The sequence below is a fragment of the Terriglobus aquaticus genome, assembly GCF_025685415.1.
Taxonomy (GTDB): domain Bacteria; phylum Acidobacteriota; class Terriglobia; order Terriglobales; family Acidobacteriaceae; genus Terriglobus; species Terriglobus aquaticus.
On sequence record NZ_JAGSYB010000001.1, the window covers coordinates 2678216 to 2699533 of the forward strand.

Genomic DNA, 21318 nt, shown 5'->3' on the forward strand with positions numbered 1-21318 from the left:
TCTTTTTGGAACAGCGATAACTACTGCGCGGGCGCGATCAGAAACTGCTCGATCTTGCCATCTGGTTCGGTGTAGGTGGTGAGGGCTGCCTTGCCGTTCTGAAAGGTCAGCGTGTACGAGCGGAAGACCATGCCGCCGCGCAGCTCTGCAGTGTCCTGTTTCAGATCCCGCAGATCACCCAGCGGCGCCAGGCTGGCTTCGTAGTCCTCGGCGGTTTCGGGCGAGAAATAGAAATCGGTGTCGGCGGTGAAGTGCGTGCGGTCGAGCTTGCCGTCTTGCAGGCTGGTGAGCACAGCTCGAACAGTCGCGAGTGCTGCATTGTCCTGAGCGGCAGTGGTCACAGCACCGGCTGCCGCTGTCGGACGCGCTGCTCGCTGCGCGGGTGCCACGTTGGGTAGCAACTGCTTGCGGATGGCAGTGGTGATGGACGACGCGGCGGAGCTTGCCTCCTGGTTCGTCAACGCGGCGTAGCTAATGTCATCCGTGAGGTCGACCACGTTGTTGGAGACGTAGCCGCCTACCTCGCCGGAGTGCGTGATGAACTTCTTGCCGCCGGGATAGGTGCGAACATCGACGCCAAGGCCGTAGCCCGAATCGGTGCCGTCCTTCAACCTGAAGGAAGTCTCCAACTCCTCGTAGCTCTGCGGTTTGAGCAGGGTGCGATGCACGATGCTTTCATCCCACTGCAGCAGCGTGGCCACGGGCATGGCGAGCTGTGCATCGCCGTAGTACCAGCCGGGTGCCTCCAGCGTGGCGCGCCGCATCGGTCCCAGCGCGTGCTGTTCGTAGCCCTGCACGTCCAGCTTGTCGCGATCGGTGTCCAGGTCGAGCACGCCTTCCAGGTGCAGCGGCGTGATCACGTTTGCCCACAGGAAGTCGTGATACTTCTGACCGCTTGCCTTCTCAACGATTTGGGCGGCGATCTGGAAATTGGTGTTGCTGTACTGCCACTTGGTGCCCGGTTCGAAATCGAGCGGCTTGGTCGCCCACTGCGTGACCACTTCCAGCGGCTGCACGGTTTTCGTCCACGCTGGGATCGTGTAGTCCTGCGGAGCATAGTCGGAGTAGCCGCTGGTGTGGGTCAGCAGGTTGTGGATCGTAACCTCATTAGCGCGGGTGAAGTTCGGAAACCACTTCGCTACCGGGTCATCGAGACGAAGCTTGCCCTGCTCCTGCAGCAGGAGGATGCAGGCCGCGGTGAACTGCTTGGAGATAGAGCCGATCGGGTAAGCCATGCCGGGGCGCGCCTTCACCGGCTTGGTGGTCAGCTCGCTGATCTGCATATCGGCTCCGGCAGAGCTTGCGGCGCCCACGTTGCGTTGCAGTTGCGCGTTCCCGAAGGCCTCGGTATAAACCACTCTGCCGCCACGCGCAACGCCAACGGAGGCGCTCGGAACTTTGGTGGCGTCGACCACGCTCTGCACGGCGTCGTGTACGCGGCTGCGCTCGTCGAGCGATAGGCGCTGCGCCTCGGCAACGCACGTCGTGGCGAGAACGGCAACGCAAACCGTGGCGGAAAGGCGCAGGGGCACGGCAAAACGCATGGGCATGGCAGGTCGCTCCGGGGTACGATTTCACGCTATCAGACGCGCCGCTCCCTGGCCGGGACACAAACTTTTCCGGCTGGCAGTGCCACAATACAGAGGATGAGTTTCGACGTTGTGGTGGTGGGCGCAGGCCCGGCCGGAGCTACGGCCGCGTACCAGATGGGCCTGGCGGGCGCAAAGGTGTTGCTGCTGGACAAAGCCAAGGCGTTTCCGCGTGAGAAGCCCTGCGGCGGTGGTTTGAGCGCGCGTTTGCTGCAGCGCTTTCCATACGTGCGCGAGTTTCTGGACGCGGGCGAGGTGCCGGTGAACCCTATCCGCCGCGTTCACCTGGAATCGCCGGACGGCACACGCGTTACGCACGAGCAGGAGAACGATCCGATTCTGTACCTCATCCGCAGGTGGGAGTTCGACGCCGCGCTGTTTCGCCGCGCGGAGTCGGTGTGCACCGTGCGGACAGGTGTAACGATTCGCAGGTGCGAGGTGAAGCCGACGCACGTGGAACTGGAGACGACTGAGGGAGAAATCATCACGGCGCCGTTGGTCATCGGTGCCGACTCGGCGAACTCCGTGATCGCGCGGCACACCGGCCTGCGCACCGAGGCCGCCCACAAAGAGTACGCGGTGGACATGATGGAGGAGACTACCTACGACCGGCTGCAGGTGGCAGATCGCGAGTCCATCTACCTCTTCCTCACGCTCACGCAGACGTTCGGGTACGGCTACATCTTTCCGAAGACCGAGCACCTGAACTTGGGCTTCGGTTGCAAGCTGGACTGGTATCTCACCGCGTTGCGCGGCAAGGGCGCGGACCACCACGCCGAGTGGGTAGACACGCTGAAGCAGAAAGGTGACGTGACCGGCGAAACGGATCGCGGTGGGTACAAGGCGTTCCCGATCCCGGTGAGCGGGCCCCTGGTAAAGACGTACGCCGATCGTGTTCTGCTGGCCGGCGATGCCGGCGGCTTTGTGAATGCTTTCACCGCGGAAGGCATCTACTACGCGATGACAAGCGGGTCGCTTGCTGCGGACGTGGCACTGAAGTCGATCCGGTCGCAGCGCTACGACGGGCGGCAACTGTCGGCGTACCAGAAGGCCTGGCAGCGCGAGATTGGCGACGATCTGCGGCACTCCGTAGAGATCCAGCACCGGCTGTTCAACGGGTCGGGCCGCATGGATTCGCTGGTGCGCAGTGCAAAGAGCGATCCCGAGCTGCTGCGCCTGATCATCGGCTACAGCATGGGTTCCGCGCGTTACGACGAGTTGCGCAGCTACATGATGCGATCCACGGTGCCCACCTGGGTGTGGAGCAAGGTGAGAGCAGCGGTCGGACTGAACGCGTGAGGACCTCTACAGCAGGCTTGCTTCGCGCGCGCATGGATCCAAAGCTGCGAGCCGCAAGAACCTCACGAGGTCTAGCCGCGCCACCTCAGCTGCAGTTGCACCCATTCCCGTGGCGCGCGGGCATGGTGCCATCCTTTGCGGGGATGCAGTGGCCGTGTGGGTCGACAGTTGGATCGCCCAGAACGGCAGCGACGCGTTCCTCGAATCGCTCAGAGATGAAGTGCTCCAACCGCTCCGCCTCATCGTGCAGCTCTTCCACCGGGTAGTGCAGCACATGAAACAGGAACGTCTCGACAAGGCGATGGTGGCGCACAATCTCCAGCGCGCGGCGGCGCCCGGCGACGGAGAGCCGAACGCCGCGTCGGCTCTGGTATTCGATCAGCGGTTCGGCTTCAGCCGCCAGTCGCTGCAGCATATTGGTGATGGAAGCGGGCGCGACGGAGAGCCGCTGCGCCAGCGCGGAGCTGCCAACGCGGCGATCGCTGTCGCCTGCCAACGTATAGATCGCCTTCAGGTAATCGTCGACCGATTCGCTGGACTTGCGGCCTTGTGCTTCCTGCCTCATAGCCAAGGCGAGGATACCGTGTTCGCAAAGCGGCGACCAACCGGACACGCTTCGCTCGGGCATTTGAAATAAATCCGAGCGGGAGTGACGGACCAAACGTCCTTGGAGTAGAGACAAGTGCATGACACGCGCAGAGGGTTACAGTCTGGTGCTGAGTGTGGGCGAACGGGCAGCGGCGGAGGTGGACATTGCCGCGCTGGTGCAGCGCCACGCTACCCTGCTGTTTCGCGTTGCGCACTCAGTCCTGCGGAACCCGCACGAAGCTGAAGACGTGGTGCAGGACACGTTTGTGCGAGTGCTGCAGCATCGGCACGATCTGCCGGCCGTGCGGGAGAAGCGTGTTTGGCTCGTCCGCATCGCGTGGAACCTGGCCGTGGATCGCACCCGGCGGATCCGGCCCGAATCGATGGACGCAGCGTTCGCTGAATCGCTGTCCGCAACGCTGGTGCCTGCCGATCGTGCCATGGACGAGGCTGAACGGCTGCGGCGCGTGTTGCGCGCGGTTGACGCCCTGCCCAGGACAGAGCGCGCAGCGCTGCTGCTGAGCGCGGTAGACGAGATGAGTACGGCGGAAGTAGCGGCGGTGCTGCGTAAGAGCGAGTCCGCCGTGCGCGCCATGCTCTTTCGGGCCCGCGGCCGACTGAAGCAGCGGCTGGCGGAGATGGAAAAGAAAGGAGTGCCGCGATGAACGAGCCAGAGGAGCGGACGCCCGCGGACGATCGCCTGGACGCTGTGCTGACGGCGCTGGGAACGGCACGGCCGGAAGACGGGCTGGAACAGCGCCTGGCGCGTCGACTGGCACAGGTGCCCGGACGAGAGACTACGCCAGCACGCTGGGTACGCTTTCGCCCTGCCCTGACGCTTGCGAGCGCGGGTGTGCTGGCCGCTGTCGCTCTCGCAGCACTGCTGGTGAATGCGCCGCGTCAGCCCGACGAGCGTAGTTCGGCAAAGTCGCCGAGCATGCCTCGCGCTAATTCACTCTGGGTTGCAGTGCCAGAACCTGCTCCTGTGATTTCGCCGAAGGATGCGGAGCGCAAAGAGAAATGGCCGCACGTCGCGACTATGCACCAGCCGCAAGCTTCGGTGTTGACCGCAAACGCATCGACGAGCGCCAGGGGCTCGGCCGACGAGGCGAGTTTCCCCGCGCCGAAGATGCTACTGACCGAGCAGGAGCGCCTGCTGTTGCGTGTTGCGCACCGCAACGATCCGGAAGAGATTGCGATGCTCGACCCGGTGCAGCGCGACCTTACACTGGCGCGAGAGCGTGCGGAGTCAACGAAGTTCTTCGCACCGGAGCCACTGTCACCGGAGATGCAGCAGGAAATCAAGGCAGCCCTACGTTCGCAATACGTAAACACGCCGCCACCCCCCGAGTTAGCGGACTCAACCAGTGACAGGAGCACACGATGATACTTTCCAAGGCAGTGCAGCGTAACACCATCTTCTTTCTTAGCCTTGCAGTCCTGTTCGGCTCGCCTTTGGCGCCAACGCTGCAGGCTCAGGCCCCTTCTGCGCATGCATCGGGATCAGCAGCCGAAGCAGGCAGACCAACATCTACCACGCCCACCGAACAGGCGGAGCGTTTTCGCACCAGCAGCGTGGATCGCGAATACAAACTTAGGTATGCGCCGAATAACATCGATCAGAACGAAATAGTGACGGCTCTCCGCAACATAGTTGAACCGCAGACCAAGATATTCCTGGTGCCGAGCTCGGGAATGATCGCGGTACATGGTCCGGAAGATGTCCAGTCGACAGTCCGCGCGCTGCTCAACGCCCTAGACCGGCCTCATTCGCGCTATCGGATCACCTACACGCTGACTGAATTGGATGGCACACGCAAATTGGGCGTGCAGCACTTCAGCGTGGTCGCGAACTCCGGACAGAACACCGTATTGAAACAGGGGAGCCGCATCCCGATCCAAGTCGGCAACTCCGGCAGTTCGCTGCCGAACGCCACCCAGATCCAGTACATAGACGTCGGTATGAACTTTGAAATCATGGTCAGTGAAATTGAAGGCGGCGCCGTTCTGAGGAGCAAGGTGGAACAGACGAGTACCGCTCCTGACACTTCGGGCTCGAACCCCAACCCAATTATCCGGCAGACGGACCTGGAAGGCACAACCACTCTGTTGACTGGCAAGCCGGTGATGTTTGGGTCCATCGACGTTCCGGGAAGCACGCACCACTTCGATGTTGAAGTGCTGCTCGAACCGGCCAGCTGAGTGGGCGTTTCGAAGCTGTTGGATCGCTCCTGCTTAGAACCTTCATGAGTCCGGCGTGCGCTGGGCCACGGACGCCTAGTTCACCTGCAACGTCAGCGTTGCAGAGCGGCTGAGCGTCGCTCCATTCGCATTGGCCACAGCCTGCACCGTCAGAGTGGTCACACCAGCGGGAGTGCCGGTCGAGGTCGGCGGAGTCGAGCTCAGCGGCGATGCTCCCGTGCCGGAGATGCCGGTGCCGCAGCTGGCGAGAACCGACGTCGCAACAAAGAACAACAGAACTGCCAGCAGGTTAAGCACTAAGTGTTCCCGGCGACGCCGCACCAGGGCGAGCATAGGCAAGGTCAGCACTGCGGCCCCAGCAGCCCTGAACTCGGAGGTTGAGTGCGCAGTGGTCGTCACTGTCACTGTCACGGGGACCGCGGAACTGCCGGGCGTCGCTGCCGCCGGACTGACGGTACAGGTCGCGCCCGCCGGAGCGCCGCTGCACGTCAGCGTTACGGACAACGGAAGCCCGGCGCTGCCAGGTGTCAGCACCAGCGCGGCCGTGTTGCCGGTGCTGGCGCCCGCGGCAACGGTGATGCCACCTGTGCCCGATGCAACGAGGGTGAAGTCAAGGATGCTCAACGGGACGATCACCGATGCGGACGCCAAGTTCGCATCGCCGGAGTAGGTCGCCGTGAGGGTGTGCGCGCCACCGGGCAAAGCTGGAACCGTGACGGTGGCGTTGCCACTGCTGAGCGCCACCGAAGCGAGGGTGTTCCCGCCTTCCTGCAGCAGCACCGTTCCGGTGGGCGTAGCGTTGGCCGCGCTCACCGAGATGCTTAGCTGTGCAGTTGCACCGGCCAGCAGCGTCGCCGGTCCGGAGACCGCAAGCGTCGCCACCGACCTCGTCGCGCTCACCGTAACCGCATTCGATACGGTCGGCAGGTACGCGGTGTCGCCACTGTACGCAACCGTGTAGTTATGAGTTCCGGCTGAAACCCCGGCGACGGAAAACGTGGCCGAACCACCGGTCAGCGGAAGGGCGGCAAGCGTGGTTGCGCCTTCGCGCAGGGTAACGGTGCCCGTGGCGGTGACTGCCACCTGTCCGTGGCCCACGACTACAGTCAGGCTCACCGCGCCGCCCGCCGCCACCGCTGTCGCCGAGGTGCTCAGAGTTGCGGTGGTCGCCGCCTGTGCAAGGCTTACCACTGCCGCCGCGGACGTCGAGCCGGTAAAGTTTGCGTCGCCACCATAAACCGCGGTGATGCTGTGGCTGCCCGCCGCCAGCGTAACCAGGAACGGAGCGGTGCTGCCGGTGCCGTTCACCACTGCAGAGCCCAGAGCGGTTCCACGGTCGAAGAAGGTGACCAACCCGGTCGGCGCCGGAGATCCTCCGCTGAACGAAACAGTCGCCGCAAGACTCAACGGAGTGCCCGGTAAGGCGGACGCCGGAAGACTTGTAAGCAGGGTCGCAGTCGACCGCGCAGACGACGGCGGCTGGGTGACGATCGGGGTAGATGGCGGAGCCGACACGGTGCCCACATTCAGCAGCCCAAGCGGCAGCTCCGCGCCGTAGGTGGTGCTGGCAAACAGCGACCGCAGCCCCGCCGTGGGAAACGACAGGTTGAGCGTGAGCGTGTAGGTGCTGCCGTTGACGTCGAGACCGCTGCCGTTGCCGGACAGCGTGCAGCCGGAGGTGCTCAACGTACCACTACCCGCGGCGATCCCGGCCGTGTACGCCTCCGTGGTGGGGTCAAGCAAGAAGAACTGAGGCTGCCCGGAAGAAAGATCAGCGGCAACCGTACATGTCGGCGCCCCCGCTGCGGTGGCGTCCAGTTCCACCGTGCCGAGGTCGGCAACACCAGACGAATCCTGCAGTGTGAGCGACAGAGCGATGCTGCTGCCGGGTTCGACGGACGGGTTTGCGGGTGACAACGCCACCACGTTTGCACCGTTGCCAAGCTGCAGCACGCGCGCGCTGCCACGGCCCACGCTGAAGTAAGTAGACCGCTGACCCATGCCGGTGTTTGGTGCGGCCGTCCAGGTGAACGAGCCGTTGCCGCTGCCGGAGGTGGTTCCACTCAGCGTCATCCAGGCGGCATTACTGCTGGCGCGCCACGTGCAGGTCGACGGGGCTGTGACCGCGACCGTGCCACTGTCACCGGCGGCCGCGATCGGGCCCGTCGGCGCGCTGAACGTTGCACAGTTGCTGTCGTACTGCACGGAAACACTCAGCCCGGCAGAGGTGATGCTATTGACGGTGAGAGACAGCGGCGAATACGGGTCGCTCCAGCGGACACCGGGAGTGAGCGCGCCATCGGCGAAGTTGTTGCCCGGACCCGTCGGAGTCATGTCGATTTGGTAGGTCTTCCCGTGATCGCCATAGCCGTTCTGGTAGTGCACAACGGCACCGCTGGAAGCATTCTGCCCCGGTACCGCGGCCAGGTTTGCCGCGTCAAACGGGGTACCACCGTCCCGGTACTCCAGCCACATCCACGACGACGAAGCCGGGTCGCGTAGGATGCGCAGAGCTCGCAGGCTGGTACTGCCGGAGGATGGTGCAGATGCGGGTTCGATCGTGAAACTCCCCGCAGTGGTGACCGTGCCGAGAGCGCTATAGGACCCATTAGACGGGATCCAGCCGAGCAAGTCGGCGCGGTGCTCGGCCGAGTACGGCCCAGGACCGGTGGACCATGGATTCCCCATCACGGAAAAGCGATCGCCGTACTCGGTGTCCACGGCGGTAATGGCACCGGTCGCGGTGGTCGCACTCGAGCCGCCCACCACGCCGGGGTTCGTGGCCTGGAAGTCGATGGGTCCCAGCGAGATCGCACCGAAGTCCAGCGTGTTCGCGTGGTTCAACCCCAGGTTGTGACCAAGCTCGTGGGCCAGGCTCGCCCACACGCCGGTGCGGCTGGTATAGCTAGTCACGATCGGCATCCAGACCACCGAGTACGGGTGCGGAACGATCGTGTCTCCGGAGTTGCAGCCGATATCCGCCAAGCCGCCGTACGCACAACTCGATGCAGGAAAGCCGAGAACAATCCGCGTGTAGCGTGAAAGGTCGATCGTGTTGGAAGCCAGCGTGAGCGCGGCCGAGCGCATGGCCAGGTAATCCGCGCAACCGTAGGTTTGGGGCAGAGTCAGCGGACCGTAGACATCCACGGTGTCGGAGGTGCCGCCGGAAGTCATCTCGGACCACAGGCTGTTGACCGAGTTGCCGGATCCGGCGATCGCCTGTTGCCACCATGCTGCCGTTCCGTAGCTGCCGGGGAACGCTGGCGTGTTGTTCGGGAACTGGAGCAGGAGGACCGCTGTCTTTTGCGTTCCGGTCGTAGAACAGGTGAGTGTCGTGTTCGATGCCGGAACCGCCTCAGCCTGTAGAGCCGCAGAGCGCCGCAAAGCCGGCTGAAACTCAGCAGGGCTGACAGGCGTGATGAGCTCGGCGGCCAGATCGGAACCAAGCTGGATGCCCGCAACCGTGACCCTGCGATGCACCAACGCGCCCAGACGCAAAGACGCCGAGGCATGCACGGCAACCTGCGCGCCGGTCGTTGGGTCGTGCAGGACAACGACGCGTTCGCCTGCGTTGTGTTCGAAGTCGTCCACCTGGACGGCGGCCAGATCGCCCGCGACTGCCGCCTCGTGTTCCAGCAGGTCGAGGTTGTGGGGGTCCGTTGCGATGAGCCGGTTGACGACCGCTTCCGGCAGCATGACCGAGCGAACCTCTTCCGGGTGCGTTGCCATCAACTGGCGCACGAGCTGCGCACGCTGCTGCAGGGACACAGTTGCGGTGTCGCGGTCAGTCGCCGCGGGCGCGCCTGCCAACCTGGGAGTGGGCGGGGTGCCCAGAAGACCCTGATTGATCGAGAGAATGGCTTGCGCCGCTTCAGACATTTCCGGCGCCGCAGCCTGGCCGCAGTCAATCTCTGCCCGCGCGTGCGCCGGCCAGATGGAAGCAAGCAGCACGGCGAGCACACTGGCTGCGCGGCACGCCGCTGCCCTGCTCTTCATAAACGACGGCATTGTGGGGGCGGACCTCGTCGTATACCGTATCGGCGGCAGCCGACGTTACCAAGCATGGCACGTCTGCCCGCCGGGGAACGGGAATCTTGACGGGGATACATACAACCTTCGTGCCATTCCAGATGAGCAGGCGCTAATCCCGGAGGGGAATCGAAGGTGAACTGGCGTCTGCGGAAGGCGAGACGCACCGATCTCGGACAGTTACACCCGCAGTATTTGGTGGGGTACTAAGAGACCGGCGCAGCTTCTAGCGAGGTGCTCGCCGCAACCCTGCGCATGGCCGACTCGATGTGCCGATTTACGTCTGCCTCGGCGAACTCGCTGGCGACTCGGATCGCGTTCAGGATGGCGCAATCATTCGAGGATCCATGGCCGATGATGCAGGCGCCACGAACACCCAGCAGAGGAGCGCCGCCGAACTCGGAAGGATCCAGCTTCTTCTTGAAATTACGGAACGCCCTGCGGCTGAGCAGGGCGCCCACCTGGCTCGTGATGGTGGACTTGAGCGTGTCTTTCAGAGAATCGCTGACCATACGGCCAAGACCCTCGATCGTCTTCAGCGCCACGTTGCCGACAAACCCGTCGCACACGGCTACATCGCAGTGGCCGTTGAACAGGTCGCGACCTTCCACATTGCCAAGAAAGTGGTAGAGGTGCTCGCCATGAAGCGCGCGTAGCAAGGGCAGAGTTTCGCGCGACAGCGCATTGCCTTTGCTGTCCTCCTCGCCGATGGAAAGCAGGCCCACGCGCGGTTTGGCAACGCCCAGCACATTGCGCGCATAAATCTGCCCCATCAGGGCGGACTGCACCAGGTTGTGCGGGTCGGAATCGACGTTGGCGCCAACATCCAACAGAACGCATGGGGTTCCGCGGCCGTTCGGCAGCACCGTTGCGAGGGAGGGGCGGTCGACGCCCTCCAGCGTGCCCAAGACCATCTTGGCCGTGGCCATGGCGGCGCCGGTATTGCCGGCAGTGACGAAACCGCGGGCCTGTCCATCGCGCACCAGCTTCAGGCCCACGCGCATGGACGAATCTTTTTTGGAGCGAACGGCCTGGGCAGCCTTCTCGTCCATGCCAATCCATTCGGAGGCATGCACAACATGGATCGGCAGACGATCGCCGCCCGGCGACTGCGCGAGGTACTGCGACAGCGCCGGCTGCAGCCGCTCTCGCGGACCCACCAGGTGAATGCGAACCGGAAACTGACGCGCTGCCTGCACGGCGCCGCGGATCTCTGGCTCCGGCGCACGGTCAGACCCCATGCCGTCCAGAACGATGTCGGTCAGCATGGGATGCTCCACGGGTTCACAGACGGATGATTCCGGCGGAAGGACGCAAGTGCCATGAGATGGATTTCCGCGTGGAAGCGGAAAGCAACTGCTCCGCCCCACAAGGCGGAGACAGCCTGCATCGGACGACCGCTTGCGCTCACCTCAGCCAGACTAGACTTCAGCCCGAGCAGGCGTAACCGCGCGACCCTTGTACTCGCCGCACTTGGGGCAGGCGTGATGCGGCAGCTTGCGCTCATTGCAGTTCGGGCAGATGTTGCTGTTCGGCGCGGTCAAGAAGTCGTGCGAGCGGCGCTTGGCGGTGCGCTGCTTGGAATGGCGGCGCTTCGGATTCGGCATGGCGGTTCCCTTTCAACGGCAGCCCGACCCTGCGCACGAACGCGCTCCGGGTCTGCTGGTGCGAGCAAACTGGTAACGACCTGCCTGCAAACGATGCCGTGCCCGCTAATTGGCGGGAAAACCCTGCAGAGCGTGCCAGCGGGAGTCCACTTGCTTGGACTCACAGTCGCAATCACGCTCGTTCCGGTTTCCGCCGCAGTGCGGACACAGACCTTTGCAGTCTTCGCGGCAGAGAGCGCGCTCCGGCAGGGTCAACAGCACCTGCTCACGCACGACATCCTCCAGCGAAAGGCCGCTCTGTTCATAATACCCGATTTCTGTCTCCGCTTCGGTGATCGCGCGTTCGCCGAGGTTCGCGTCCGTTCCGGACGGCCGGAAGATCAGGTCGAAGCTCTCTGAGACGTGCTGCGGAATGGGCTTGGCGCATCGGGCACAGATTGCCTGGAACTCGCCCTGCAGATTGCCGCGCAGGCGGATGTCGAGGACAACGTCTTTCGGTCCCCGGTGCTCCTCAATGCGCTCGGCGCGGCCCTGGATGTGAAGCGGGCCGACCTGTTCCAGATCGAGCGCGTAGTCGATAGCACCGGGCTCGAGGGTCTGGTCGATGTCGAGCGGGTCGGGGTAGAGATCTTCGGGGGTGATGCGCATTGCTCTTCCAGTATCGGCCTGCCGGGGCCTCATTGGCAAAGCCGGAATGCGTCGCTTCTACAAAAACTCATAGGACGATCCACCGGATCGCTGCGGATTCTGGAAGGGCGGGGTCTTCGCCAGAATTCAAGTCACACATTCCTAAATGCTTAGCATTTGGCACGCGAGGTGCAATAACGGTTTGCGGGAAGTGCGTGCGGATAGGTACTGCTGCCAGATGCAGACCAATGCACGGTAAGACAGGTCCAGCTACTACGGTCGAGTTCCCGCCCGAAACGAGGCGAGGCCACCGGAGGATGGAAGCAACAATCCTTTTGGGAGGCCAGTGACTGGCTATTCGAAAAGCGCCACCGGGCCCGGTGGCGCTTTTCTGCTGTGAAGGTACGGTCGTGAGCCGTTCCGGCAGCTCTGCTTTGGCCAGCCACTTGCCAAGAACCGCGACTCTGCCGTACTATGTGGGCAACAGAGGAAGAAGCCGCTGCAGCCAGGCCCAAAGGCCGCCGGCGGGACTCCTCCAACAGGCCACATGTAGGTGGCAACGCACACATCAGAAGGTGTTTAGGTAACGCAAGCGGGCCAGTGTGCCCGCCGGGAGTACACCGGAATCCGGTCGCCGGCAGAATCTATCGCTAGGCAGACCACCGACACGCCAACCTTTTCTCGCTCGGCTCAGGGAACCCCAACCAGACCATGGTGCGAGCCGGTCTTTGGCATCGGACGATCCTTCTCCGGCTGGGAACCCGTATTGCAGTTGAAAGAAAGCAGCTCCTGAAGCAAAGTCCCGGCCGGATTGTCGCGATGTCTCCCCGTTCAGCGGATGAGAGACGGCAGGTTCGGACCGTTCCGAAGAAAGAAGAAGCATGAGCGAAGAGCAGAACGTGTCTGAGGCGCCCACGGCTGTGGCGCCTCCGCCCTCGGCAGCAACCCAGTTTGAAGAGGGTGACGGCTCCACCAGTGGAAGCAACAGCGGCACGGGCGTAAGCAAGAGCCGCAGACGCCGGCGCAAACGGAAGAACCGCACAGCGCAAGGTGCTGGTGCTAACGCGGGCCAGCCAGGAGAAGCACAGGCAGGGTCGATCGAAGCCTCGAGCGAAGGCGCCGCAGAAGGCTCCACACCCGTAGCCGCCGCTCCCCAGCAACAGCGGCAGCAAGGCGGGAATGGATCCGGCAACGGCGGCCAGCAACAGGGGCAGGGCGAAGGCGGGGGCCGTCGCAAGAAGAAAAAGAAGTTTCGCCGTGCAGGCGAAGGCGGAGGCAACGGCCAGCCCCGGCCGGAGCCAGGCAACAGCCTGCAGGGCAGCCACTCCGGTCAGAACGGCATGCGCCGCAACCGCAAGCAGCAGCAGGGACGTGGACCGCGCAGCTTTGTGGGCCCCATGGACCACAGCTACCGCGAGGTCAACGGCAACTACGCCGACGCTCCGGCCAGCACCATCAACGTGAATGGCAACAATGGCGGTCATCGCCGGCAGGGTCACGGGCGCGCCTTCAACGAAGACCGCTTGCCGCCCGAGCTGATGCACCACTACAAGCCGATCGCGATCCCGGAAGATGCGCCGACCCACATCTACTTCTTCATCGAAGACCTCTTCTTCACGGCCAAGATCCAGGAAGTCGCCAAGCAGCAGGGCGTAAAGGTCGCGTTCATGAAGCCTGACAAGGACGTGGTCGCACACCTGGCCGAGCTGCACGACCATGAGCACCCGTCATTGATCGTGTTTGACCTGAACAACGCCGCGGCCAAGCCGCTGACGCTGATCCCGAAGCTGAAGGCAAAGCTGAAGAAGGGCACGTCAATCCTCGGCTTCCTGTCGCACCTGCAGGGTGACCTGAAGCAGAAGGCGGTCGAAGCTGGTTGCCACACCGTGATGCCGCGTTCGGCGTTCAGCCAGAATCTGCCGAACCTGCTGCGCCGCTATGGCGTGGACGATGCGGACGAGCCGAACTTCAACATGTAGCCGAAGCGAAGTGCAGAAAGAAGGGCAGACCATGCGGTCTGCCCTTCTTTGCTTTGACAGCTTGCGGCTACGACTTCGCTTCGTATTTCCAGTTGAAACGCTTGCCCTCCTGCAGTTGCGCCACGGCTTGCTGGACCCGGCGCACGCGGGTCTCTTCGCGCTTGGCTTGAGTAATCCACAGGACGTACTCGCGGCGGCAACTGGGCGGAAACGCCTCGAAATTCTGCTTGGCTGTTGGATTGTCCTGAAGCGCCTGCGCGAACACTGGAGGGATGGGCACGGTGGTCTTGCTGCTGACCGCCCCGTCCGGTCCACGCCGCGATCGGCGGACACCCATGGGGCTCTCCGCGATGCCTTTGCGGATGTGGTCCGCCGCCGTCTTCAAATAGCCGAGCATCTTTTTGCGGGCGGGCAGATCCTTGATTCTGGTGATTCTGCCGAACGAACCCGCACCTTCCATTGGCTCAACGCCTTCGGCACGCAAGTGCTCGGTCATCGTGCGAGACCAGAAGCCGAATGAGCAGTGATTCTTGAAGATACCCATCATTGCGAAGATGACGCCGTCCAGTTCAAAGAAGGGATGGCTCCACTTGATGGTCTCGGTCGCCTCCGGCACGGCTTCGTGAACCAGGTCGCGCAGGTATTCCAGAACGGGCTGGATGTCCGAGGAGGCAGCTGCGATCTTCGCGTCGATGCGGGCGTCGGTGTTCGTGGCGCGTGCGGTTGCCATGATGCCCGCGAGTATATCCGCGACGACCACCGCTTCGAAACTTGTTTCTGCAGCCCGCGGGTTCAGCGGCTGTGCGGCTGGGCAACCATGTCCGGGGTTGAGTCAGACGGCCTCCGGTGCGGCAGCATGGCAGCGACGCAGAGCAGACCGAAGGCTCCAATGGAGCAAAACTGACGCAGGTGCAGTGCGTGAAAGAGCTGGCGCTCCATGCCGTAGACGCTGGCGGACGAGTGCGCGCCGACATCGGCCAGGCGAATGGATCGGTTCACCGGACGCTGAAGCGTGCGATTGATCTGGAGATCGGCAATGGAGAATACGCAAGCAAGCGCGATGAACGCGAAGGTCTTGGTACGGACCGCGGTGGCAAAGCACAACAGCGTAAGCAGATACAGCACACCGATGCCGATCAGCAAAAAGCGGATGCGTAGGTGGAGGTAATAGTCGTGCAGTTGCCAGAGTTTCAGGAAGTTCTCGGCCGACAGCGCGTCGAGCACCGGAGCAAGGCCGATGGAATACATCATCAGAACGCCGGCGTACAGGCCTGCTGTGCCGAGCAGAAGGCCAAGGAGAATGCGCTGTGCGCGATACAGGGTAGTGTGCATTCGAAGTCTGAGGCGCAGAGTTGGCCTCTGAACGCGCCTATCACTCTGATGAGATCGCAATGGAAAAGGCACAGCAAGAAGCTGTGCCTTTCTCCCGGTTCGTAGCTTTGCGCGTTACTTGTTTGCGGGCTCCATGAACTTTTCCTGCATTTTTGCCTGGATGCTGTCTGGCGTGATGTTGACGACCGCGCCCTGCAGCTTGGTCATAAAGTCCGACGCGTACACATGCTCTTCGCCGTTGAAGAGAGCGTCGAGGCCTGTCTTTGCGACCTCGTCGGGCTCGTTGTTCTTCTTGCCCTCGGTGCCAATCTTGGTATTTTCCATGTGCGCAACTTCGAAGAAGTTGGTGTCGACGGGCCCCGGCTGCAATGCCGTCACGTTGACGCCGAAATCCTTTAGTTCAAACCGCAGGCTCTTGCTGAGCGACAGCACGAACGCCTTCGAGGCGGAGTAGACCGCCATCTTCGGCGACGTGGTTTCGCTGGCGATGGAAGCGGTGAAAAGGATGTTGCCCTGGCCGCGTCCGGCCATCTGGCGCGATATGTATTTGGCGAACTGCACCGTCGAAGCGCAGTTCAGATCGACGATCGCCAGTTCCTGCTCCAGCGATGTTTCCGTGGCGAACAGGCCGGCCTCGCCGATGCCGGCGTTGATGCAGGCGACGCTCACTGGTTTGCCAAGAGCTTCGATTCCCTGCCAGACCTTCTCCACTTCGTCGCGCTTGGTTGCATCCGCCTGAAACAGGTGCACCGTTGCACCGGCGGCCTCGAAGTCCTTTGCTGCGAGCGGCAGGCGATCGCCGTGCGCTGTCACCGCCAGATCATATCCGCGCTGGGCTAACTGCAGCGCAAGTTGGTAGCCAATGCCGGACGATGCTCCGCTGACAAATGCCAGTTCCTTTGCCATGATTCTCTCCTTCTGCAACAGTGAGTCGGATGCCCGGCCAGAGTGCGAAGGGCAACGGCGGCATGGATTGGCACGGCCCTAACAGCTGAATCTGCCTTCCTCGGGATGTGCGACGGGCTGAAAAGGGATGAGGACTCCCATACTGTCCTGCGGCCGGCGGCAGCGCACTTGTGTTCACGGAAGAGCGTCGCAGACCCAGCAGTGAGAAGATAAAGAGGATGCTTTCAGGCGTTTGCCGATGGGGATGTTGTGCCGCATTGCTCGTGGCCGGGATGATGATGCAGGGCTGTCGCAGTGTGGCTCCGGCCAAACCGCTGGACCAGTTGACGCCCGTGGAACAGAGCGGCCACGCGGTGTTTGTGCAGCATTGCTCCACATGCCACCACGACCGCACGACGGACCCGTTGAATGGCCCTGGTCTGGCAGGCCTGTACAAGAAGCCGTACCTGCCCAGCGGCGCGCCGGCGAACGACGAGCGCGTGCGCAACACGATCGTGCACGGCCGCAACAACATGCCCGCGCAGGGCTACGCCATGACCGACACGGAACTGAACGACTTGCTGCAGTACCTGCACACGCTCTAAACCGCGGGTCCGCTGTATGCGCGGCCCTCCGAGGAAACTTCATGCCAGACGAATCCAACTCCAACCACAGAAAGCCGGGCAAGCAAGACGTTGCGGCCGCCGATCGCGAGTTCGCGGCCCGCGTGCAGGCAGCCGAGGATGCCCGCCGCGAGGCACGGCTGAAGCTATCGCCAGAAGCGGCGGAACGCGTTCGCCAGCAGCGCGCCGCGGGGATTGGACCGGCCACACCTGGCACCGGTCCTCGCATGCTGCCGGGCATGGCCATGATTGCGCTGTTTGTGCTGGTGTACGCCCTGATGAACGTGGTGGCCGCGTGGCGCGGCATGTTTGGAGACGGCGTGACGCGATACGGCACCCTGGCGATTTGCACCATGCTGGTGGTCGGCGTCTTCGGCTTTTTGCGGCTGCGTCGCTGGGGTTGGGCGCTGGTGCTGGGCGGAACGCTGTTCACCGCGCTCAGCTATGTGCTGCGGTTCATCACAGCCCACGTGCCGCTGAGCCAAGGTTTAGGCATGTTGGTGTGGGCGGCTTTCTTTACCGTGTTTTTCCTGTACCTGGTGCGCGACGAGGTGCGGAGCAGCGTTCGCTAGCGGGCACCGGCGCCCAGCGTCGCATCGGCGACGTCCGCCGCGATGCGTGCGCCAGCTACATCGTGCACGCGAACGAGTTGCGCCCCGTTCAGAATCGCAATCGTGTTTGCCGCATGCGTGTGCGCGTCACGTTTCGACGCATGAACCGACGGCGCCAGGAAACCTTTGCGCGACAAGCCGGTCATGAAAGGGCAGCCAAGGTGGGTGAGCCGGTCCAACCGCGCCAGCAGCGCCCAGTTCTCCGCGCCGCGTTTGCCAAAGCCGAAGCCAGGATCGAGGACAATGCGACTGCGCTCGATGCCTGCTGCGAGCGCCTCTTTCAGGCTCTTCTCCAGACCGGAGCGCACCTGCGGCTCCACCTCTTCAGCCGGCCATGCGTTTTGATGCTGCCACTCACTCGGCAGGCCGCGCGTGTGCATCAGAATCGCGCCGCATTGCAGCTCTGCAATGGTCCGCGCCATGTCGGGATCCCACAACAGACCGGATACATCGTTGACGATTTCAGCACCCGATTCCACCGCGAGCCGCGCCGTGGCAGAGCGATAGGTGTCCACGGACACAATCGCGTCCGGGCGAGCTCTCAGCACACCTGCGATCACGGGCAGCACACGCCGTTGCTCTTCCGCGCTCGCGATCGCCGCGGGCGTGCCTGCGGCCGATCCGGGACGGGTGGATTCACCGCCGATGTCCAGCAGATCTGCGCCATCGTCCAGCAGCCGCAGTGCATGGTCGATGGCGTCTCGTTCTGAAGCGTGCGCTCCGCCGTCCGAAAAGGAATCCGGCGTGACATTCACGATGCCCATAACCAGCGTGCGCGTGCCGAGCGAAAGCGCCTGCGAGCGAAGCCGCCAGGTGAACGCGGGTCTCATGTTCAAAGTATGAGGGCTCGATTGTTCCTGGATAAAGCTGCGCTAAGGAAACACTCGGGCGTTCGCCACCATCGCATGAACGTGGATGCGGAACTGCGGTACCGGTGGTCGCGAAAACTGCCGGGCCTTCTGCTGCTCGCAGCCGCTTCGTACCTGTTGTTTCGAAGCCATGTGTACCGAGCGCCCAGGCTTGTCGATCTTTCGCAACTGAATCTGCGCAGCCTGGAAGAAGCTTCGCTCGCCGACAAGGTAATAAAGAACAAGGTGATTGTCCTGAACATCTGGGCACCGTGGTGCGGCCCGTGCCGGCAAGAGATGCCCTGGCTCGATCACCTGCAGCAGAGCCATCCCGAGGCGCTGATCGTCGGATTGGAAGACGATCCTGACGTGATTCCAGCAGCGCGGGAGCTGGCGCGGTCCTTGGGCATCACCTATCCGCTGGTGCAGGCCAACGACCAAACGCACCGAGCCCTGGGGCGTGTGGCAGCGTATCCCACGACGTTGTACATCAGCGCTTCCGGCCGGGTGGTCCACACGGTGACCGGTGTAGTGCCGGAACGCGTGATGCAGTACTACTTGAAAGACACAGAAGCCCACCCGTGAGCTGAGCCGTTTCGATCGGCCATTTCCTGCTGCTCTGCCGCCCTGGCAGACGGCTGCAACTTGGGCCGGGCCAGCTGCGTCTCCCCTGTTACTCTCGCTTTTACAGCAGTGACTTCTGGAGGCTTTCTCGATGCCGTTTCATTGGAGCGCCGTGCGCCGTGGTGTGTGTGCCGCGACGTTGCTCTCGACCGTCTGCACCACCGTTCTGCCTGCCGTTGCGGCGGACAAGGAAAAGCCAAAGACACGGCATGAGGCAGCGACCTCGGCAGAGGCCATGCGCGGGTATTACGGGCCGCAGCCCGGCACCGAAGACATCAACCTGAACATGTACGCGCGCATCCGCACCGAGGGCTACGCGCACTCGCATGCGATGGATTACATGACCGGCCTGTCGGACGGCATTGGGCCTCGCCTGACCGGATCGCCCAACATGAAGAAGGCCAACGAGTGGACGCGCGACCGGCTGACGGATGCCGGCTTGGTCAATGCACACCTGGAGGACTGGGGCGAGTTCGGCATGGGCTGGGCCCAGGTGAATAGCTGGGCCCGCATCATCACGCCCGATACCGAGCCGCTGTGGATTCAGGCCGCGCCCTGGTCGCCGGCCACCAAGGGTGCCGTGACCGGCGATGCCGTTCTGGTAGAACTGACGACCTCCGCCGACCTGGACAAGTACAAGGGCAAGCTGGCCGGCAAGATCGTTCTGCTGGGAGCCCCGCACGCGATCGTCGATCTGACGGAGCCACTCTTCCACCGCTACACCGAAGCGGAACTGAAAGAGATGGAGAACTACGAGGGTCAGCAGCGCCGCGCTGCCGCAGGCCCGCCCATGACCATGCAGCAGATGCTGGCAGAGCGCCAGCGGTTGACCCAACTGCGCACCGCCGCGCTGAAAATGATGCAGGCCGAGAATGTGGTCGCCATCATCACGCCCAGCCGCGACGGCGGCAAGGGCGGCGGCACCGGCATCATCTTCGACGACAACGGAGCCAACCTTAGCCGCAACGCGCAGAAGCGCGAGTCCGCCGTGACGATCCCCAACGCAGTCGCTACGGTCGAGGGTTACGGCCGTATTTACCGTTTGCTGAAGCAGAACGTCCCCGTGCAGCTTGAGGTGAACATTGAAACGAAGTTCACCGGCGACAACGAGCACGGCTTCAACACCGTCGCGGAGATCCCGGGAACAGACCCCAAGCTGAAGGATCAGGTGGTCATGGTTGGCGGCCACCTGGATAGCTGGATCAGCGGCACCGGGGCGACCGACAACGGAGCCGGATCGGTCGTCGCGATGGAAGCCGTACGCATCCTGAAGGCGATCGGGTACAAGCCGCGCCGCACCATCCGCATCGCTCTGTGGAGCGGCGAAGAACAAGGCCTGTTTGGCAGCCGTGGCTACGTGAAGCAGCACTTCGGTGAGTTCCAGGAGCCGCCAGCGGCGCCGGGTGCTGACCCGATCATGTCGTTCCTGCGTGGACCGCAGGGACCGCTGAAGACCACCAAGGAATGGGAGACGCTGGACGCGTACTATAACCTGGACAACGGCACGGGACGCATCCGCGGCGTGTACACCCAGGAGAATTACGCCATCGCGCCGATCTTTGAGCAGTGGCTGAAGCCTCTGCACGACCTTGGAGCGACGACCGTCAGCTACCGCAACACCGGCGGCACCGATCACCTGAGCTTTGACGCGGTCGGCCTGCCGGGTTTCCAGTTCATCCAGGATCCGATGGACTACGAAACGCGCACCCACCACAGCAACATGGACACCGTGGAACGCATTCACGAGGATGACCTGAAGCAGGCCGCGACCATCGAGGCGATTTTCCTATACAACACGGCCGAGCGCGACGCCATGATGCCGCGCAAGCCCTTCCCACACCCGGAAGAAAACCGCGAGCGCGACCAGCAGTTGAAAAACCTGTTCCCCACCGCAGTTCCCGCACCGGATGCCGGCAAGCCCGGCGCTCCGCAGCAGTAGCTGATCCGGCCGAAGCAAGAGGGCTGCGCATCCCGCGCAGCCCTTTGCTTTTGCTCCAGAGTTCTTGCATTCCAGCCATAGCCGGAGCCGCGCTGGCAAACCTTATCGCTCTACAGAGAGGCGCGAGCGCCGGCTGCGCAGTGCGGAGTCCAGAAAGAATGCGCAGAGGATAGCGATCGTGTACGCCAGGATGTCGGTGTAGGAGAACTCGCGGCCGAGCAGTAAAATGCCGGGCAGCGTGGCACGAAACCTCTCCAGCCCCGGCGTGTGAACGAGCTTGAAGAACTCTACGGCGACGGCGCCGCTTTCTGTGATGAGCGCAACTGCAGGCAGGCGCATACGCCCCAGCAGCGTGGAAGCGACCCAGTACAGCATGGCGGCCCAAAGGACCGAACCACCGTACTTGCGAATGGCCCACGGCAGCCCTAAGGGCCCGAAGCGGATAGCCAGCCCAAGCACAAGCGTAAGGGCGATCAGCGCGGTAGACGCTGCGAAGGATCGAGGGGAAGTACCAGCATTCTGCAACACGATCTCAC

At 63.2% G+C, this 21318-nt stretch carries 20 protein-coding genes; 9 read left to right on the forward strand and 11 right to left on the reverse strand.

The genetic code is table 11. From position 1 onward, the window contains the following. Nucleotides 1-20 precede the first annotated feature (20 nt). A complete protein-coding gene (locus tag OHL12_RS11150) occupies nt 21-1550 on the reverse strand; it encodes a serine hydrolase domain-containing protein (RefSeq protein WP_263413886.1) in 1530 nt (509 codons plus the stop codon). A gap of 96 nt (nt 1551-1646) precedes the next feature. Here OHL12_RS11150 and OHL12_RS11155 point away from each other — a divergent pair, with 96 nt between their 5' ends. Next, nucleotides 1647-2888, forward strand: a complete 1242-nt coding sequence (locus OHL12_RS11155; RefSeq protein WP_263413887.1) for an NAD(P)/FAD-dependent oxidoreductase — start codon at nt 1647-1649, stop codon at nt 2886-2888. Between the two features lie 85 nt (nt 2889-2973). Here OHL12_RS11155 and OHL12_RS11160 read toward each other — a convergent pair whose 3' ends face one another. Then, a complete protein-coding gene (locus OHL12_RS11160; protein WP_263413888.1) occupies nt 2974-3453 on the reverse strand; it encodes a metal-dependent transcriptional regulator in 480 nt (159 codons plus the stop codon). 121 nt (nt 3454-3574) lie between these two features. Here OHL12_RS11160 and OHL12_RS11165 point away from each other — a divergent pair, with 121 nt between their 5' ends. From OHL12_RS11165 to OHL12_RS11175, 3 genes are read left to right on the forward strand one after another with little or no spacing between them, the layout of a single operon-like run. Further along, nucleotides 3575-4141 carry an RNA polymerase sigma factor gene (locus OHL12_RS11165; RefSeq protein ID WP_263413889.1) on the forward strand — a complete coding sequence of 189 codons (567 nt, stop codon included), beginning with the start codon at nt 3575-3577 and terminating at the stop codon, nt 4139-4141. Beyond that, complete coding sequence (locus tag OHL12_RS11170) at nt 4138-4863, forward strand: hypothetical protein (RefSeq protein ID WP_263413890.1); 726 nt, start codon at nt 4138-4140, stop codon at nt 4861-4863. The genes OHL12_RS11165 and OHL12_RS11170 overlap by 4 nt, the downstream gene beginning before the upstream one ends. Next, nucleotides 4860-5678: a hypothetical protein gene (locus OHL12_RS11175; RefSeq protein WP_263413891.1), complete on the forward strand. Its 819-nt coding sequence runs from the start codon at nt 4860-4862 to the stop codon at nt 5676-5678. The genes OHL12_RS11170 and OHL12_RS11175 overlap by 4 nt, the downstream gene beginning before the upstream one ends. A gap of 75 nt (nt 5679-5753) precedes the next feature. On the opposite strand, the gene OHL12_RS11180 is transcribed toward OHL12_RS11175, so the two are convergent. The 4 genes from OHL12_RS11180 to OHL12_RS11195 form a co-directional block, all read right to left on the reverse strand. Continuing rightward, entirely contained in the window at nt 5754-9686 is a 3933-nt protein-coding gene (locus tag OHL12_RS11180; RefSeq protein ID WP_263413892.1) for an Ig-like domain repeat protein, read from the reverse strand. Between the two features lie 227 nt (nt 9687-9913). Then, nucleotides 9914-10975 carry a phosphate acyltransferase PlsX gene (plsX, locus tag OHL12_RS11185; protein ID WP_263413893.1) on the reverse strand — a complete coding sequence of 354 codons (1062 nt, stop codon included), beginning with the start codon at nt 10973-10975 and terminating at the stop codon, nt 9914-9916. A 153-nt stretch (nt 10976-11128) separates the two neighbouring features. Beyond that, nucleotides 11129-11314, reverse strand: a complete 186-nt coding sequence (gene rpmF / locus OHL12_RS11190) for a 50S ribosomal protein L32 (protein ID WP_263413894.1) — start codon at nt 11312-11314, stop codon at nt 11129-11131. A gap of 105 nt (nt 11315-11419) precedes the next feature. Then, nucleotides 11420-11962 carry a YceD family protein gene (locus OHL12_RS11195; RefSeq protein ID WP_263413895.1) on the reverse strand — a complete coding sequence of 181 codons (543 nt, stop codon included), beginning with the start codon at nt 11960-11962 and terminating at the stop codon, nt 11420-11422. An 860-nt stretch (nt 11963-12822) separates the two neighbouring features. Here OHL12_RS11195 and OHL12_RS11200 point away from each other — a divergent pair. Further along, the gene (locus tag OHL12_RS11200) at nt 12823-13920 is read left to right on the forward strand and encodes a response regulator (protein WP_263413896.1); all 1098 of its coding nucleotides are present in this window, start codon (nt 12823-12825) and stop codon (nt 13918-13920) included. A gap of 67 nt (nt 13921-13987) precedes the next feature. Here the strand turns inward: OHL12_RS11200 and OHL12_RS11205 are convergent, their stop codons facing one another. The 3 genes from OHL12_RS11205 to OHL12_RS11215 all read right to left on the reverse strand — a co-directional run bounded on the left by OHL12_RS11205 (nt 13988) and on the right by OHL12_RS11215 (nt 16158). Next, nucleotides 13988-14650 (reverse strand): YdeI/OmpD-associated family protein, encoded by a 663-nt coding sequence (locus OHL12_RS11205; RefSeq protein WP_263413897.1) that lies wholly within the window; start codon nt 14648-14650, stop codon nt 13988-13990. A gap of 62 nt (nt 14651-14712) precedes the next feature. Continuing rightward, complete coding sequence (locus OHL12_RS11210) at nt 14713-15252, reverse strand: DUF1772 domain-containing protein (protein WP_263413898.1); 540 nt, start codon at nt 15250-15252, stop codon at nt 14713-14715. A 114-nt stretch (nt 15253-15366) separates the two neighbouring features. Next, the gene (locus tag OHL12_RS11215) at nt 15367-16158 is read right to left on the reverse strand and encodes an SDR family NAD(P)-dependent oxidoreductase (RefSeq protein WP_263413899.1); all 792 of its coding nucleotides are present in this window, start codon (nt 16156-16158) and stop codon (nt 15367-15369) included. Nucleotides 16159-16454: 296 nt separating this feature from the next. Between OHL12_RS11215 and OHL12_RS11220 the strand changes: the two genes are divergently transcribed. After that, the gene (locus OHL12_RS11220; RefSeq protein ID WP_263413900.1) at nt 16455-16742 is read left to right on the forward strand and encodes a c-type cytochrome; all 288 of its coding nucleotides are present in this window, start codon (nt 16455-16457) and stop codon (nt 16740-16742) included. 41 nt (nt 16743-16783) lie between these two features. Further along, the gene (locus OHL12_RS11225; protein ID WP_263413901.1) at nt 16784-17332 is read left to right on the forward strand and encodes a hypothetical protein; all 549 of its coding nucleotides are present in this window, start codon (nt 16784-16786) and stop codon (nt 17330-17332) included. On the opposite strand, the gene folP is transcribed toward OHL12_RS11225, so the two are convergent. Next, nucleotides 17329-18201 carry a dihydropteroate synthase gene (folP, locus tag OHL12_RS11230; protein WP_263413902.1) on the reverse strand — a complete coding sequence of 291 codons (873 nt, stop codon included), beginning with the start codon at nt 18199-18201 and terminating at the stop codon, nt 17329-17331. The genes OHL12_RS11225 and folP overlap by 4 nt on opposite strands. Before the next feature lie 9 nt (nt 18202-18210). Between folP and OHL12_RS11235 the strand changes: the two genes are divergently transcribed. Next, entirely contained in the window at nt 18211-18804 is a 594-nt protein-coding gene (locus tag OHL12_RS11235) for a TlpA family protein disulfide reductase (protein WP_263413903.1), read from the forward strand. A gap of 130 nt (nt 18805-18934) precedes the next feature. Further along, a complete protein-coding gene (locus OHL12_RS11240; RefSeq protein WP_263413904.1) occupies nt 18935-20782 on the forward strand; it encodes a M20/M25/M40 family metallo-hydrolase in 1848 nt (615 codons plus the stop codon). A gap of 102 nt (nt 20783-20884) precedes the next feature. Here OHL12_RS11240 and OHL12_RS11245 read toward each other — a convergent pair whose 3' ends face one another. Then, nucleotides 20885-21310 carry a ribosomal maturation YjgA family protein gene (locus tag OHL12_RS11245; RefSeq protein WP_263413905.1) on the reverse strand — a complete coding sequence of 142 codons (426 nt, stop codon included), beginning with the start codon at nt 21308-21310 and terminating at the stop codon, nt 20885-20887. Nucleotides 21311-21318 lie beyond the last annotated feature (8 nt).